We start from the raw sequence: 15,953 nt of genomic DNA, 5'->3' as shown, positions 1-15,953 counted from the left end.
TATTATGCGTAAATGGAAAATTGCTTTGGGAGCGGCTGTCGCGCTGGGCGCGATCTCCGTGGCCAGCGTCCACCTGCTCGATATGGGAAATCTCAGGCTGAGCACCGGCACGGCCGGTGCGGCAACGCCCGCTCCGGCGGCATTCGTCATGCCGGTGCCGGTGGCGAGCGTGGTCAAGAAGACGATCCCGATCTATCTGGACTATGCCGCCCGCATCGAGCCTATCCGCAGCATCACGCTGCAGGCGCGCGTGCCCGGCTATTTGCAGGAACAGACGGCGCAGGACGGCGCAGATGTGCGGCAAGGCGACGTTCTCTACAGGATCTCGCCCGACGACTTCCAGGCCGCGCTCGACCAGGCGAAAGCCCAGGTCCAGCGCGATACGGCGACGCTCGACTATGCGCGGTCCAATCTCGGCCGCGGCACCGAGCTTGCCAAGAGCGGTTACCTGGACAAGGACAGCTTCGACCAGCGCACCAGCACCTTGCGCGAAGCGCAGGCGTCGCTGGCGCTCAACCAGGCGGCCGTGCGCACGGCGGAGCTCAATCTGAGCTACGCCGAGATCCATGCTCCGTTCCCCGGGCGCCTGGGCCGCAACCAGGCTTCGGTCGGAACGCTGGTCAGCGTCGCCGGCACGGTGCTCAACACGCTGGTGCAACTCGACCCGATCTATGTCACCTTCAATCCGAGCGAGACGGATCTGGCCGAGATCGAGCAGGCCCGCGCGGCCGGCCCGGTCGATGTCGAAGTCCTGCTGCCGGGTCAGACCGAGACCAGCCAGACGGGCGAACTCACCTTCATCGACAACACGGTCGATCACTCGACCGGCACCATCACCGCGCGTGCCACCATCGGCAATGCGAAGTTCACGCTCATGCCTGGCCAGTACGTCCGCGTGCGGCTGCATATCAGGCAACAGCCGGACGCGCTGATGGTGCCGCAGACGGCGCTGGGTTCGAGCCAGCTCGGCAAATATCTCTACGTCGTCGGCAAGGGCAACACGGTCGACCAGCGGCTGGTCTCGCTCGGGCCGACCAGCGGCGACCTTGTAGCTATCTTGAGCGGCGTCTCGGAAGGCGACCAGGTGATCACAGGCAATCTGCAGAAGATCGGACCCGGAATGCCGATCTCGCCACTGCCACAGAAACCGGCTACCTGACACCCCCGCAGGCCCGGTTTCCGCGCGGCGCCCTCGACCTACCCACGGGTCGTGGGCGCCGTATTCACAAGCAGGCCGACAAGAGCGGCCACATCGGCACGGTCGGCCTTGGCCGGCGGCATGAAGGCGCAATAGGGGTTACCGAGGCGCACCGAGACCGATGACAGCGCGATCAGGCGCCCGGCCTCCAGATCGGCCTGCGCCATCACACGCTGGCCGAGCGCAATGCCCAGACCCAACCTCGCCGAGGCGATCGCCAGGCTGGACAGGCCGACGCGCCGGCCATGCGACGGGTCGGGCGAGCGGCCGCCTCCACATGCCGCGAACCAGTCCGCCCAGCTTGGGTGCGAGGCATAGTTCGGCCCCCAATTGGTGTGGATGAACAGGCTCTCATGCAGGTCCGTGAGCCCCGGATCGCCATTGCCGTGCCGGTGCCAGAATTCCGGCGCGCAGACCGGTAGCACATCGTCATGGACGAGGCGCACCATCCTCAGGCCGGGATAGTGATAATCGCCATAGGAGATGCGCAGGTCGACATTCTGGCGTACCAGATCGATCGGATCGTCTTCGGCCCGCACATCGATCGCCATATGCGGGAAGGCCTCGAGAAGAGCGGCCAGCCTCGGCGCCAGCCACAGCTCTGCCAGCGAGAACGGCACGCTCACGACAAGCCGTGTCCTCAAGCCGCCTTCCAGCATGCGCTGGGCGATAGCGGCAATGTCACCCAATGCCCGCGCGGTCTGCGGGTAGATGGCGTGACCGGCGTCTGTCAGGGTGATGCGGTTGCCAGTGCGTACGAACAGCTGCTTGCCGAACCATGTTTCGAGATTGCGGATCTGCTGGCTGACCGCCGCCGAGGATACGCCGAGCTCGCTCGCGGCCAAAGTGAAGCTGCCGGCGCGGGCCGCGACCTCGAAGGCCTTGATCGCGTTCAGTGGCGGCAGTTTTTCCATGCCAATCTCCATAAGTTTTTGTTTCTTGCTCATTCATAATAATTTTCGCCGTTGAGAGAAAGAATTTTTTGCGATCTTCTGTGCCCAACCGATGGAGCACGCGACATGAAAGACATTCTCGATCTCGACCGTTATCCGCTCGACCGCGAAGGCAGCGCCGAATGGAAGCGCCTCGTCGAACAGTCGATCGAAGCCCTCCGGACCGACGGCATGTTCAATCTCGAAGGTTTTCTGCGGCCCGGCTTCGCCGAACAGGCGGTGCGGGAAATCAAGCCGGTGATGGACACGCAGTCCCATGTCCACAAGCGCATGCACAACATCTACTTCAAGCCCAGCATTCCCGAGCTCGCACCCGACCACCCCGCTTTGCGCAAGGTCGAAACCATCAGTCACACTGTGTGCGCCGACCAGATTCCGGACAGCACCGTGCTTGCCATCTACGAATACGAGCCGCTCGTGCATTTCCTGGCGGCGACGATGGGCAAGGAAAAACTGCATGTCATGCAGGATCCGCTGGCCCGCACCAATGTCATGGCCTATCGCGCCGGCGAGGCGCTGAACTGGCATTTCGACCGCTCGGAATTCACCACGACGCTGCTTTTGCAGCAATCGCAACGTGGCGGCGACCTCGAATACCGCACCGATCTCAGATCGGATGACGACCCGAATTATGAGGGCGTCGCCAGGCTGCTCGAAGGCCGTGATCCCGACGCCAAGATCCTGCGCATGAAGCCGGGTACGCTCAATGTGTTCCGCGGCAAGAACACCGCGCACCGCGTCACCACGGTCGAAGGCGAGCGCGAACGCATGATCGCGGTGTTCTCCTACTACGAGAAACCAGGCGTGATGTTCAGCGCCGAGGAGCGGGTCGGCTTCTACGGCCGCGCGGCCTGAGCCGCCCAAACCGCGTCCGTATCGGAAATGCCGGGCGACGATGAAAAATCCGAAATGCCATCTTGTTAGATTGTCGACAATCTGATTGTCTTGCCCACTGTACTCGCTGGAGTGGGCCGGATGGTGACGACGGATTTCAGCCCGATTGCCGATACGACGCGTCGCGCCGAAATCGTCGCGCTCCTGCGGCGCGCCATCCTGACCGGGCAACTGCAACCTGGCCAGAAGCTCAACGAGCTCAGAATCTCCGAACAGATGCGGGTCAGCCGCGCGCCATTGCGCGAGGCGATGCGCGAGTTGGTGCAGGAAGGCATCCTGACCAGCATTCCATATGCTGGCACCTTCGTCATCGACGTCACCGCCAAGGACATCGACGATGCCTATTCGCTCAACCAGGTGCTGGATGAGTTCGCCATCGAACGAACATGGCCCCAGCGCGACCAGCGTTTCTTCGATGAACTTGACCGGCGCCACGAAGCGGTGAAGCAGGCGACACGCAACCTCGACACCACAAGGCAGATCGAAACCGCGCTGCAACTGCACGGACTGATCTATGAATGGGCCGACAATTCAGTGCTTCTGGAAACCTGGCAACGACTGACCAGCCGGCTTCAGATGTATTTCGCGCTGCACCAGCATGCGCGCAACGAGCCGGTGCCGGCCGAAGACGTCCATGAGATCTACGTGCAACTGATGAAGGGCGCCGATATGCGCGCTGCCCAGCGTCATGCACGCGAACATATCAATCTCGACTTCGAGCAGTTGCTCTCCTATGCGCGCAGCCTCGAACAGCGTCCGTCAAAGGGCGCCTGACCAATTCCCAGACATCGCAGCCAGCGGACAGACAGAAGTGCAGATCAAATCCATCAAAGCCTACCATGTCGTGCAGCCCTTCGTGGACGGCCCCTACCGCATGTCCAAGGGGCGCCAGGCCGACGCCTTTGACGCGGTGATCGTCGCCATCACCGCCGACAGCGGCCTGACCGGCTGGGGTGAAATGGCGCCGCTCGGCAATTTCTACTCGGCCGCGTTTCCAGCAGGAACACGCGCGGGCGTGCCGGAAATCGCGCCGCATCTCATCGGCCACGATCCGCGCGGCCTCGCCAGCATCGGCCGGCTTATGGACACGGTGTTCAAGGGCCATCCCTACATCAAGTCGGCGCTCGACATGGCCTGCTGGGATCTCGCCGCGCGCGCCGCCGACGTGCCGCTGGTGACCATGCTCGGCGGCCGCGAGAGCGACATGGCGGAGACCTACCGGGTCGTCACCCACGGCACGCTCGATCAGATGGCGGCACTGGCAAAAAGGATCATCGCGGAGGGCTGTCGGCGTTTGCAGGTCAAGGTCGGCGGCAATGTGCACGACGACATCGAGCGGGTGACGACGGTCGCCTCGGCCGTGCCGAAAGGTACGGTGATTTTCTGCGACGCCAATGCCGGCTGGACACCCTATCAGGCACGGCAGTTCGCCGATGCCACGCGCGGCATCGACTACACGTTCGAGCAGCCCTGCACGACGATCGAGGAGAACATGTCGGTGCGCCGCATGCTCGACAAGCCGATGGTGCTCGACGAATCCGTCACCTCGCTGGAAGCGATGCTGGAGATTCACCGCCTGGGCGCGGCCGACGGGTTGACGCTGAAGATCTCGCGGTTGGGCGGTGTGACCAAGACCCGGCAGATTCGCGACGTTGCCGTCGACCTCGGCTTCATGATCACTGTCGAAGACACAGGCGGCGCCGAGATCGACACGGCAGCGATGGCGCATCTGTCGCTGTCGACGCCGGAGGAGCGCCGGCTGCATGCCATTGCCTTCCATCAATGGGTGACGGTGCGCACGGCCTTCAACGCCCCGCCGGTCACCGGCAGCCATATGGGCGTTCCAGACGGACCCGGCCTCGGCATCGACGTGGACCCGAGCCTGCTCGGCAAGCCTTTCTTCGAGATCGGCTGAGATGAAAATCCGCGGTATCACGGCAACGCCGATCAATCTTCGTCTCGAAGCGCCCTATGGCTGGGTGTTCGGCGAGCTCGACGGGTTTTCGCAGACCATTGTCGAGGTCGAGACCGAGGAAGGGCTGATCGGCCTCGGCGAGGCGCCGACGCCAGCGGCGGCCGCGATCATCAACGATGTTCTGGCCGCGCGCCTGGTGGGCCGCGATGCCTTCGACATCGCCGGCGCCGAGCATGTCTGCCTGCCCTACTGGACCGGCGTGCAGTCGATCAACGACCGCACCCGCATCATGGCCTTCGGCGCAATCGAGATGGCGCTGTGGGACCTGCGCGGCAAGGCGTGGAAGCAGCCGCTCTATCAGCTGCTCGGCGGCGCCGTGCGCAAGGATATCCCGTTCACCGACTATTTTTCGCTGCGCGGCGATGGACCCAAGGTGAAGGGCGAGACGACGCCGGAAGAAGTCGCCGACTATTGCGTCGAGCTGCACGAGACGCATGGCACGACCTTCTTCGAAGGCAAATTCTCGACCGAAGACCCGAAAGTCTCGCTCAGAATGGTCGAGCTGATCCGTGAAAAACTCGGCGACGAGGCGATGATCCGCATCGATTCCAACCAGGCCTATTCGCTGGCGACGGCGCGGCGGCTGGCGCGGCCGCTGGAAGAGCTCGGCGTGCGCAACTGGGAGGATCCGGTGGCGACGATCGAGGAGATGCGCCAGTTGCGGCAGCATTGCTCGATCCCGTTCTCGACCCACAACATCGACATTGCGCGCGCCATGGACCTCAAGGTTCCCGATGCCTTCGTCGGCAATCCGACGGCGCATGGAGGCATCGGCCGCCTCACGCGTTTCGTCGGCGCCTGCGAGCACGCCGGCGTCGATTTCTGGTGCTACAGCGGCGACAGTGGCATCGGCAGCGCGGCCTATCTGCATCTGTGCGCGGCGCTTGGCTGGATCCGGGAGCCGAACCAGTCGCTGTTTCGCATGCAGCCCATGGACATTACCGAGGAAGGGCCGTTTTCGCCGAGGAACAATGTCGTGCGCGTCCCGGAAGGCCCCGGTCTCGGCGTCACCTTATCGCGGAAAAACCTCACGGCCTGCCATCGCGATTTCGTCGAGAACGGCCCGTGCAACAAATATCATGACCCGGCGAAGCCCGGAACATATCGCCGCCTGCCGCTGAACTAGGAGACCGAGAAGGAAAGGAGACTAGCCAACACAAGGGTCGGCCGCGGCAATTTGGATCGCCACGGCAGGGCCTGACGGGTGAAAGCATGGCCTCAAGAAAATCTGAACCCTGCGCCGCCAGGATCGGATGGACCAGAAAAGACAGCATGCTACAGTCCCGGTCGACCGACTTCGTTGATGACCGGGACAAGGAGAACTCCACGGAATTTCGTCAACTGGAAGTGCATTCTTCAGCCATAAGAAACAAGGGGAAAGGGTTAAACCCATGAGCAAGAACTACCGCATTCTCGACCTGATCCGTCGCAATCGCTCGCCGCTCGAAAACCATCTCATCGACGGTCTCGTCGACGGCCGTGTCAGCCGCCGCGACTTCATTCGCCACGGCAGTCTGCTCGGCCTGTCGCTGCCGCTTCTGGGCGGCATCACCACCGCTGCCGGCCTTAGTGGCATGCCGTCGCTCGCCCGCGCCCAGGGCGCGCCCGGCGCGACCATCCGTGTCGGCAGCAGCGTGCCGGCGGCAACCATCGACCCGGTCACCATCGCCGATGCCGGCGGCCTGCTGATCATGCAGCAGGTTGCCGAATTCCTCTGCGTCGACGGCCCCGACCTGGTGCTCAAGCCGGCACTGGCCGAAAGCTGGAAGCCTAACGACAACGGCACGGTGTGGACCTTCAAGCTGCGCAAGGGCGTCAAATTCCACTCAGGCGGCGAGATGAAGGCCGACGACGTCGTAGCCAGCATCGACCGCCTCGCCGACCCGGCAAACTCGTCCAACGCGTTGTCGGTGTTCACCGGCATTCTGCAGAAGGGCGCCACCAAGAAGGTCGACGACTACACGGTGGAATTCCATCTCGACGCCCCGAACGGCAACTTCCCCTACATGGTGTCGTCCGACAACTACAACGCCGTCATCATCCCGGCGAGCTACAAGGGCGACTACGAGAAAAGCTTCGACGGCACCGGGCCGTTCAAGATCGAAAAATACACGGCCAAGGTCGGCGCCTCCTTCGTCCGCAACGAGGACTATTGGGGCGAAAAGGCTCTGCCGGAGCGCACCGAGTTCACCTTCTTCGCCGACATGCAGCCGCAGATCCTGGCGCTGCAGGGCGGACAGATCGACATCATCAACCAGATGCCGGTGCTCGCGGGCGTCGCCCTGCTCAATGATCCGAGCGTCGACATCATCAGCCTGAAGTCGGTCGCGCACCAGCAACTGCATCTGCGCTGCGATTCCGATCCGTTCAAGGACCCGCGCGTGCGCCGCGCCATCGCGCTCAGCCTCGATCGCGACAAGCTGGTCGCCGGCCTGATGAAGGGCCGCGCTTCGGCCGGCAATGACAGCCCGTTCGCGCCTGCCTATCCTTCGACCGATACCAGCGTGCCGCAGCGCAAGCAGGACATCGCGCAGGCCAAGCAGTTGATGGAAGCGGCCGGCGCCGGCAAGGGTTTCAAGGTGACCCTGACCACCGAGCGCTACCTGGAAATACCGGAATACGCCCAGCTCATCCAGAACTGGGTCAAGGAGATCGGCATCGAGCTCGAGCTCAACATCCTCGACCAGGGCGCGTATTACGGCGACGCCGTATTCGGCAAATCGAACTGGCTGGATTCGGTGATGGGCATCACCGACTACGGCCACCGCGGCGTGCCGAACGTGTACCTTGCAGCACCGCTGAAGAGCGACGGCACCTGGAACGCCGCGCACTTCAAGAACAAGGACTATGACACGCTGGCGACCAGCTATATCGCCGCGCTCGATCTCGAGGCGCAAAAGGCGACGGCGGGCAAGATCCAGAACCTGCTGCTCGAGGAAACGCCCGTCATCTTCGGCTATTTCTACGACTATCTGACGGCGACGGCGAAGGGCGTGGCCGGCGTGCAGCCGACCGCCATGTCGCAGCTGTTCCTCGAAAAGGCATCGAAGGCCTAAAACGAAAGGGAAAGCCAATCCTCTAACAGCCAGCTCCCGCGTGGGGGCTGGCTCCACAAGGAGTCTTAGCCATTCTCTCCTTCTTTGCACGGCGTGTGTCGCTGTCGCTGGTTACATTGTTCCTGCTCAGCATCATGGTGTTCCTGGGCGGCCAGGTGCTGCCCGGCAATGTCGGGCGCGCGATCCTGGGGCCGTTTGCCGACCAGCGCGCTGTCGACGCGCTCAATCACACGCTGGGCGTCGATCGGCCGCTGCTCACCCAATATGCGACCTGGATCTGGAATTTCATCCGCGGCGACATGGGCACATCCTACATCTTCCGCTCGCCGGTGGCGCCGTTCGTCATCGATGCCTTGGGCAATTCGATGAAGCTGGCCGCGGTCGCCTTCGTGCTGGTGGTGCCGATCGGCATCCTCGGCGGCGTCGTGGCCGCGCTCAACCTTAACCGCCCGCTCGACCGTATCATCAGCCTGGGCGGCCTGTCGGTGACGGTGTTGCCGGAATTCGTCACCGGCATCATCCTGATCCTGATCTTCGGCGTCTGGCTGCGCTGGCTGCCGATATCGGCGGCATGGCCGAAGAACGCCGGCTTCTTCACCCAGCTCTACTATCTGATCCTGCCGTCTCTGCCGCTGTTCCTGGTGCTGTTCGGCTATATCGCGCGCATGGCGCGCTCCGGCATGATCGAAGCGCTCGATTCCGACTATACGCGAACGGCGGTGCTCAAGGGCCTGCCCTGGCGCACGGTGATCTGGCGCCATGTGCTGCGCAATGCGCTGCTGCCGACCATCACCGTCATCGCCACCCAGACCGGCTATCTCATCGGCGGCCTGGTGGTGATCGAGACGCTGTTCCGCTACCAGGGCATCGGCTCGCTGATCTTCACCGCCGCGCGCGGCAAGGATTTCCCGATGCTGGAATCCGGTATCCTCACCATCGGCATCGTCTATGCCGTGGCGACATTGATCGCCGACTTCCTCTATTCCGTACTCAATCCGCGTATTCGGCTGGGGTCAGACCAATGAGCGCCGTCCAGACCACCTCCCCTCCGCAAGACGATACGCGCCGGCGCAGCCCCATGGCGGAAGTCTTTTTCTCGCTCATGCGCTCGCGGACCTTCCTTGTCGGTCTCTTCATCGTGCTGTTCTGGGTCGCCTGCGCACTGTTCGGCGAGCACTTCGCACCCTACGACCCGCTTGCCGACGACATCATCAATGCGTTGGCGCCGCCCTCGTCCGAACACTGGTTCGGTACCGACCAGATCGGCCGCGACGTCTTCTCGCGCGTCATCGTCGGCTCGCGCGACATCCTCACCGTCGCCCCGCTGGCAACCTTGCTGGCGACGGTCGCCGGCACGGCACTCGGCCTGCTGACCGGCTATTTCCGCGGTATCGTCGACGATGTCGTCAGCCGCATCCTGGAAGCCTTCATGGCCATCCCCGTGGTCATTGTCGCGCTGCTCGCGATCGTCGCGCTCGGCACCTCCAAGGCCACCGTCATCGTCGTCATCGGCCTGAGCTTCGCGCCAATCATCGCCCGGACCGTGCGCTCGGCGGTGCTGGCCGAGCGCGAACTCGATTATGTCGCCGCCGCGCAGCTCAGGCACGAGAGCGCCTTCCACACGATGTTCGTCGAGATCCTGCCCAACGTCATCCCGCCGATTCTGGTCGAGACCACCGTGCGGCTGGGCTACGCCATCTTCGCGGTCGCCACGCTCTCCTTCATGGGCTTCGGCATCCAGCCGCCCTCACCCGACTGGGGGCTGTCGATCTCCAGCAACTACGGCATGATCGGCGGCGGCTTCTGGTGGACAGTGCTGTTCGACGCGCTCGCCATCGCCTCGCTGGTGATCGGTGTCAACCTTGTGGCCGACGGCGTGCATGGAGCACTCAATGACTAATTCCGCCCCGATTAAACCGGCAAAGGCTGAAAACGCCCTCGAACTGCACGACCTGTCGGTCGCCTACCGGGTCGCCGGGCGCAACCGCGCCGTGCTGCGCAATCTCAGCCTCAACATCAGGCAAGGCGAGGCCTATGGGCTGGTCGGCGAATCCGGCTGCGGCAAATCCACCGTGGCGCTCACCGTCGTGCGCTATTTGCCGAGGAACGGCTCGATATCGGGCGGCGCGATCTCGCTCGACGGCCAGGACGTCATGAAGCTCGATGCCGAGGCCTTGCGGCGGGCGCGCGCCGAAAGCGTCTCTATGGTCTATCAGGATCCCGGCAAGGCGCTGAACCCGTCGATTCGCATCGGCCGGCAACTGACCGAGATCTTCGAGCTCGGCGGCATCACGGGACAGGCGGCGACCGATCGCGCCATCGCCATGCTCAACCGCGTGCGCATCTCCGATCCGCCAAGCGTCATGCAGCGCTATCCGCACCAGCTCTCCGGCGGCATGCAGCAGCGCGTGGCGATCGCCATGGCGCTGGCCAACGATCCCTCGATGCTGATCCTCGACGAGCCGACCACCGGCCTTGATGCGACGGTCGAAGCCGAGGTGCTCGACCTCATTGCGCAGCTCAGGCAAGAGCTCTCGGCCTCGATCCTGTTCATCAGCCACAACCTCGCCGTCGTCTCCAACATGTGCGACCGCGTCGGCGTGCTCTATGCCGGCATGCTGGTGGAAGAAGGGCCGACGGATGTCGTCTTCAACGATCCGCGCCATCCCTATACGGTCGCGCTGCTGCGCTGCCTGCCACGCGGCGGCCAGCGCAAGGACCAGGGCCGGCTCGACACCATTCCGGGCTTCCTGCCCGGCATAGGTGCCGACATCAAGGGCTGTGCCTTTGCCGACCGCTGTGCGCTCGCCGACAATCGCTGCCGCACCGAATTGCCGCCGCTCTATGATTTGAGCGACGAGCGCGGCAAGCGCCTGTCGCGCTGCTTCCATCACGACAAGGCGCAGGCTCTGCCGCGCGCCACACCGAGCGATGTTGCGACAGCGCCCAAGCCGACAACCGCGCCGGTGCTGCGCGTTGCCGGACTGAACAAGACCTATGCAAGCCACGGCCATCCCTTGCGCGCCGTCAAGGATGTCTCGCTTGATCTGCGGCCCGGCGAGACGCTGGGGCTGGTCGGCGAATCCGGCAGCGGCAAGACCACCTTCGCCAGGCTGCTGCTCGGCCTTGTGCCGCCCGATGACGGCGGCACCATCGAACTCGAGGGCAAGGCGCTGGCGCCGAAGCTGGAGAACCGTGGCGACGACCAGGTCAAGGCGATGCAGATCGTCTTCCAGAACCCGGACTCCGCGCTCAACCGCTCGCATTCGATCCGCCACATTCTCGGCCGCGCCTTAAAGCGGCTGGCCGGCCTCTCCGGCAAGGCGCAGGAGGCACGCCTCGACGATCTCGTCCGCTCGGTGCGCCTGACCGACCGGCATCTCGCCGTCAAGCCGCGCCAGCTGTCAGGCGGCCTGAAGCAGCGCGTCGCCATTGCGCGCGCCTTTGCCGGCGATCCGCGCATCGTCGTCTGCGACGAGCCGACCTCGGCGCTCGACGTCTCGGTCCAGGCGGCGATCCTCAACCTGCTCGCCGACCTGCAATCGAAGGAAGATGTCAGCTACATCTTCATCTCGCACGACCTTGGGGTGGTGCGTTACCTCTCCGACAAGATCGCCGTGCTCTATCTCGGCCGCATCATGGAGATCGGACCTTCGGAGGAAGTCTTCTCCGGTCCGCATCATCCCTATACCGAGGCATTGCTGTCGGCTGTGCCGAAGCTCGACCAGACCGAGACGGCGCGCATCCGGCTCGACGGCGAAATCCCCAGCGCCACCAACCCGCCCCCGGGCTGCGTCTTCAACACACGCTGCCCGCGCAAGATCGGCCCGATCTGCGAGCAGCAGGAGCCGCCGCTGGCCGAAGCGCAGCCCGGCCATTCCATCCGCTGCCATATCCCCTACCCGGAACTTGCCAGGCTGCAGAAGGCCGCCGTGATTGAACCGGCATAGCAGGATATTGCCGGCCGGCTACCTCAGGCCGGCCATGCCTAGAGCAATTCCAGGAAAAGTGTGAAACGGTTTTCCCGGGAAAAGCGCGTAGCGCTTTCCCTTAGGAATTGCGTCAAAACAAGGAGTTAGAGCAGTTCATCGTTTCCGCGAAATGTGAACTGCTCTAAGGAACGGTCGCCTTCCGAAAAACCCTGTTCGCTGGTCCAGTCCCTGGCCAGCGAGCGCAAGCCCGTCAGGGCGACATCCAGAACATCCGACGAGACGGGATTCGATGGATAAGCGAGATAGATCGGCCGCTGGAACACCGGCGTGTTGTCGATACGCCGCATCTCGCCGCGCTCGATGTGAGTGCTGACGGCGCTGAGCGGCAGATAGGCGGCCGCTTGCCGCGACAGCACATGCTGCAGGCCGATGAAGACCAGGCCAGCCGAGATGGCTGGCTTCACCATGCCGGCAAAGGCGCGGTCATGCTCGATGCGGAATTCGAGCCCCCAATCCATCAGTATGTAGTTTTCGGTCCATGGCTTGGTCTGCGCCGCATGCTGGACGAGCACGACCTGATCGACGGCCAGCGTCTCATAGACGATGCCGGGATGCGGGCGCGGCAGATAGAGGATGCAGATGTCGAGCAGGCCTTCCGCCAGCTGGTCGATCGCCAGATCCGGGAAACTGCCCTCGAGGCGCAGCGCCACGTTCGGCCGCCTGGCGCGCATCCACTCGACCCATGGCGAAGTGATCCGGTCCCACAGGTAGGCGGGAGCGGTCAGCCGCAGCAGGCTGTCATAGCCATGGGGAACGGCGATATCCTGCCTCGATTGCTCCCAGGTGCGGGTGATGGACGAGGCGTGCGGCAGGAATTGCCGGCCGGCGGGCGTCAGCTTGACGCCGTCGCGGTCGCGCACGAAAAGCCGGCGCCCCAACTGCTCCTCCAGCCCCCTGATCCGCGCGCTGACGGTCGACTGCGCGAGATTGAGCCGGCTGGCCGCCACGGTGAAGCTGCCATGTTCGGCGACCTCCAGGAAACTGCGCAGGTTCTCTGTATCCATGGCTTAGACCTTGCATCGAAGATTTCGATGAACCCTATCAAAAAATATCGCTTTCCGGTCGCGGTCAACAATGACCTAAATGGCTGGTCCCTCAAGGGCAAGCGAGGAATGCAGCCATACCAAGGCATTTCATGACGATCGACGCCGCTCGCAAAAACCTGACGGCAATCGAAAATTCCGCTGTCGACGAATTGCTGGCCGGCAGGCTCGACCGCCGCGATTTCCTGCGCCATGGCAGCGTGCTCGGCCTTTCCCTGCCGTTCCTGGCCAGCCTTGTCGCGGCTGCCGGCCTCGGCACCCCGAAGGCCCGCGCCGAGGGCAAGCCCGGCGGCACGGTGCGCGCCGGCGTGGCGACGCCTGGCGGCGCCATCGATCCCGTCACCTATTATGACAGCGGCAGCTACCAGCTGGTTTTCCAGACCGCCGAATTCCTGTGCATCACGCAGCCGGATCTCACCCTGAAGCCGGTGCTGGCGGAAAGCTGGTCGCCGAACGCGGATGGCAGTGTCTGGACCTTCAAGCTGCGCAAGGGCGTGAAGTTCCACAATGGCGAGGATTTTAAAGCCGACGACGTGGTGGCGACCTTCGATCGCCTCGCCGATCCCAACGGCGCCTCGAACGCGCTTTCGGTGTTCAAGGGTCTGCTGTCGAAGGGCGGCACGCAGAAAGTCGACGACCACACTGTCGCCTTCCATCTCGACGCGCCGAACGGCAGCTTTCCCTATTCGGTGTCGATCGACAATTACAACGCCGTCATCCTGCCGGCGAGCTACAAGGGCGACTACGAGAAGACCTTTGAGGGCACCGGACCGTTCCGGCTGGAGAGCTACACGCCGAAAGTCGGTGCGACCTTCGTGCGCAACGAGGACTATTGGGGCGAGAAGGCGCTGCCCGACCGGCTCGAATTCAAGTTCTACGGCGACGTGCAGCCGCGCATCCTGGCGCTGCAGGCCGGCGAGGTCGACGTCCTCGACGCCGTGCCGCTCGACGTCAGCCAGGTGGTGCTGAACAGCCCCGACATCACGGTGCTGCGTGTCGCCTCGACCGCGCACCGCCAGCTGCACATGCGCTGCGACACCGGCCCGTTCACCGACAAGCGCGTGCGCCAGGCACTGGCGCTCAGCATCGACCGCTCCAAGCTGGTCGACGGCCTGTGCCGCGGCATGGCGGCGACGGGCAATGACAGCCCGTTCGCGCCGGCCTTTCCCGCCACCGACAAGACGGTGCCGCAGCGTGTCCAGGACATCGCCAAGGCCAAGCAACTCATGGAGGCGGCCGGCCTCGCAAGCGGCTTCGACATCACCCTGACGACGCTGCGCTATTCCGACATTCCAGGCTACGCGCAGCTGTTCCAGAATTTCGCCAAGGAGATCGGCGCCCGCATCGCGCTCAACATCGAGGACCAGGACAAATATTACGGCAAGGCGGTGTTCGGCCAGTCGGATTGGCTGGACAGCCCTCTCGGCATCACCGACTACGCGCACCGCAGCGTGCCCAATGTGTTCCTCAAGAGCCCGCTGGTCAGCGACGGCCCGTGGAACGCGGCGCATTTCAAGAACACTGCCTATGACGGCATGGTCACTTCCTACCTCAAGGCGCTCGATATCGGCGCACAGCGCGCGGTGGCCTCCGACATCCAGAAGCTGCTGCTCGACGAGACACCGGTCATTTTCAGCTATTTTCCGGACCTGCTGGTGCCGGTGCGCAAGAATGTCAGCGGCCTGCCGCCGATCGCAGCCGGTCTGCTGCTCGATCGTGTGTCGCTGGGATAGAGGCTGGATTGGAAAATTCTGCTTTCGGGCGGTGAGGCTATCCGCTGGCAAGGCTGCGAAGAGCGATGGGGGGCCATCGTTCGAGCGGCTCGATGCAACGGAAACCCGCCGCCCGGAAACCTTCTCCGGCACCATGGCTCAATCCAGGTTCATCTCGCTGTGCGCCAACGCTCGATGACAAAAGACAAGAAACGGGAGACTACCATTCGCAAGCCTCATTTGCGCGGTCGCGGACCGCATTTCCCCTTGCTCGACAGTATCGTGCAGTACGAGTTCGAGCCGGGCTATGTCGCCTTCACCATGCCGATGCAGAAGCGGCTGCGCGTGCAGGTGGGATCGATGATCGTCGCCGATACGACCAAGGCGCTGGTGCTCTACGAATCCGATCATCTGCCGGTTTACTACTTTCCGATGAGCGACGTGCGCGAGGAGTTCCTGCTGCCGAGCAGGACGACGACAGAAAGCCCGTTCAAGGGCGTCGCCACGCATTATTCGCTGAACACCGGCATAACGCTGGTCGAGGATGCCGCCTGGCGTTATCTGGATCCGGTCAAGGGATCGCCTGACCTATCGGACTACATGTCCTTCTATTGGCCCAAGATGACGCACTGGTACGAGGAAGACGAAGAGATCTTCGTCCACGCCCGCGACCCGTTCCGCCGGGTCGACTGCCTGCCCTCCTCGCGGCGGGTGCAGGTCATTCTCGACGGCGAACAGGTCGCCGATTCACGCCGTGGCATATTTCTGTTCGAAACCGGCCATCCGGTGCGCCACTATCTGCCGATCTCGGACACGCGGCTCGATATGTTCGCGCCCAGCCGCTACATTTCGCGCTGCCCCTACAAGGGCATCTCCAACTACTATCACGTGACGACGCCCAAGAAGCGGCACGAGAATCTCGTCTGGTACTATCCCGAGCCGGTGCATGAGGCCGCGCGCATCAAGGGACTGGTCTGCTTCCACCACGAACTGGTCGACAAGATCCTGGTCGACGGCGTCGAGATCCCGAAAGAGGCGACGGCGGCATCGGACGGTTATTTCTAGGCATCGCCGCCCCTTGCCGGCTTGCGCATTGAGCGCTTGATCGAAACATGGCCAAGCGCATACCT

Annotated in this window: 13 protein-coding genes; 11 read left to right on the top strand and 2 right to left on the bottom strand. The window is 63.6% G+C overall.

Translation table 11 applies throughout. The annotated features are described in order from the left end of the window. The first annotated feature begins 4 nt into the window (after positions 1-4). Complete coding sequence (locus ACVILI_RS12835) at positions 5-1,159, top strand: efflux RND transporter periplasmic adaptor subunit (RefSeq protein ID WP_019856885.1); 1,155 nt, start codon at positions 5-7, stop codon at positions 1,157-1,159. 38 nt (positions 1,160-1,197) lie between these two features. Here the strand turns inward: ACVILI_RS12835 and ACVILI_RS12830 are convergent, their stop codons facing one another. Beyond that, on the bottom strand, positions 1,198-2,112 hold the full coding sequence (locus tag ACVILI_RS12830; RefSeq protein WP_032920999.1) for a LysR substrate-binding domain-containing protein: 915 nt from the start codon (positions 2,110-2,112) through the stop codon (positions 1,198-1,200). Positions 2,113-2,217: 105 nt separating this feature from the next. Here ACVILI_RS12830 and ACVILI_RS12825 point away from each other — a divergent pair, with 105 nt between their 5' ends. The 8 genes from ACVILI_RS12825 to ACVILI_RS12790 all read left to right on the top strand — a co-directional run bounded on the left by ACVILI_RS12825 (position 2,218) and on the right by ACVILI_RS12790 (position 12,026). Next, a complete protein-coding gene (locus ACVILI_RS12825; protein WP_038645299.1) occupies positions 2,218-3,006 on the top strand; it encodes a HalD/BesD family halogenase in 789 nt (262 codons plus the stop codon). 120 nt (positions 3,007-3,126) lie between these two features. After that, positions 3,127-3,819, top strand: a complete 693-nt coding sequence (locus ACVILI_RS12820; RefSeq protein WP_019856882.1) for a GntR family transcriptional regulator — start codon at positions 3,127-3,129, stop codon at positions 3,817-3,819. Positions 3,820-3,856: 37 nt separating this feature from the next. Then, positions 3,857-4,960, top strand: coding sequence for a mandelate racemase/muconate lactonizing enzyme family protein (locus ACVILI_RS12815; protein WP_019856881.1), 1,104 nt, complete (start codon positions 3,857-3,859; stop codon positions 4,958-4,960). Position 4,961: 1 nt separating this feature from the next. Further along, on the top strand, positions 4,962-6,146 hold the full coding sequence (locus ACVILI_RS12810; protein ID WP_019856880.1) for a mandelate racemase/muconate lactonizing enzyme family protein: 1,185 nt from the start codon (positions 4,962-4,964) through the stop codon (positions 6,144-6,146). Positions 6,147-6,411: 265 nt separating this feature from the next. Next, positions 6,412-8,076, top strand: coding sequence for an ABC transporter substrate-binding protein (locus tag ACVILI_RS12805; RefSeq protein ID WP_019856879.1), 1,665 nt, complete (start codon positions 6,412-6,414; stop codon positions 8,074-8,076). Between the two features lie 71 nt (positions 8,077-8,147). After that, entirely contained in the window at positions 8,148-9,101 is a 954-nt protein-coding gene (locus tag ACVILI_RS12800) for an ABC transporter permease (RefSeq protein WP_080643710.1), read from the top strand. Beyond that, the gene (locus ACVILI_RS12795; protein ID WP_038645296.1) at positions 9,098-9,976 is read left to right on the top strand and encodes an ABC transporter permease; all 879 of its coding nucleotides are present in this window, start codon (positions 9,098-9,100) and stop codon (positions 9,974-9,976) included. The genes ACVILI_RS12800 and ACVILI_RS12795 overlap by 4 nt, the downstream gene beginning before the upstream one ends. Continuing rightward, positions 9,969-12,026, top strand: coding sequence for an ABC transporter ATP-binding protein (locus ACVILI_RS12790; RefSeq protein WP_038645294.1), 2,058 nt, complete (start codon positions 9,969-9,971; stop codon positions 12,024-12,026). Before ACVILI_RS12795 ends, ACVILI_RS12790 begins: the two co-directional genes overlap by 8 nt. A gap of 125 nt (positions 12,027-12,151) precedes the next feature. On the opposite strand, the gene ACVILI_RS12785 is transcribed toward ACVILI_RS12790, so the two are convergent. Further along, a complete protein-coding gene (locus ACVILI_RS12785; RefSeq protein ID WP_038645290.1) occupies positions 12,152-13,072 on the bottom strand; it encodes a LysR family transcriptional regulator in 921 nt (306 codons plus the stop codon). 116 nt (positions 13,073-13,188) lie between these two features. Between ACVILI_RS12785 and ACVILI_RS12780 the strand changes: the two genes are divergently transcribed. Together ACVILI_RS12780 and ACVILI_RS12775 are read left to right on the top strand one after the other, a co-directional pair. Then, on the top strand, positions 13,189-14,844 hold the full coding sequence (locus tag ACVILI_RS12780) for an ABC transporter substrate-binding protein (RefSeq protein WP_038645288.1): 1,656 nt from the start codon (positions 13,189-13,191) through the stop codon (positions 14,842-14,844). A gap of 246 nt (positions 14,845-15,090) precedes the next feature. Next, positions 15,091-15,888: a DUF427 domain-containing protein gene (locus ACVILI_RS12775; RefSeq protein ID WP_019856873.1), complete on the top strand. Its 798-nt coding sequence runs from the start codon at positions 15,091-15,093 to the stop codon at positions 15,886-15,888. Positions 15,889-15,953: the final 65 nt, after the last annotated feature.

The sequence above is a fragment of the Mesorhizobium sp. USDA 4775 genome (assembly GCF_054062655.1).
Note: the sequence above shows the minus strand (reverse complement) of the source record. Positions and strands in the feature narration are given on the sequence as shown.

Coding starts and splice junctions, on each gene's coding strand:
- ACVILI_RS12835 (WP_019856885.1), top strand. CDS start 5: ATGCGTAAATGGAAAATTGCTTTGGGAGCGGCTGTCGCGCTGGGCGCG.
- ACVILI_RS12830 (WP_032920999.1), bottom strand. CDS start 2,112: ATGGAAAAACTGCCGCCACTGAACGCGATCAAGGCCTTCGAGGTCGCG.
- ACVILI_RS12825 (WP_038645299.1), top strand. CDS start 2,218: ATGAAAGACATTCTCGATCTCGACCGTTATCCGCTCGACCGCGAAGGC.
- ACVILI_RS12820 (WP_019856882.1), top strand. CDS start 3,127: ATGGTGACGACGGATTTCAGCCCGATTGCCGATACGACGCGTCGCGCC.
- ACVILI_RS12810 (WP_019856880.1), top strand. CDS start 4,962: ATGAAAATCCGCGGTATCACGGCAACGCCGATCAATCTTCGTCTCGAA.
- ACVILI_RS12805 (WP_019856879.1), top strand. CDS start 6,412: ATGAGCAAGAACTACCGCATTCTCGACCTGATCCGTCGCAATCGCTCG.
- ACVILI_RS12795 (WP_038645296.1), top strand. CDS start 9,098: ATGAGCGCCGTCCAGACCACCTCCCCTCCGCAAGACGATACGCGCCGG.
- ACVILI_RS12790 (WP_038645294.1), top strand. CDS start 9,969: ATGACTAATTCCGCCCCGATTAAACCGGCAAAGGCTGAAAACGCCCTC.
- ACVILI_RS12785 (WP_038645290.1), bottom strand. CDS start 13,072: ATGGATACAGAGAACCTGCGCAGTTTCCTGGAGGTCGCCGAACATGGC.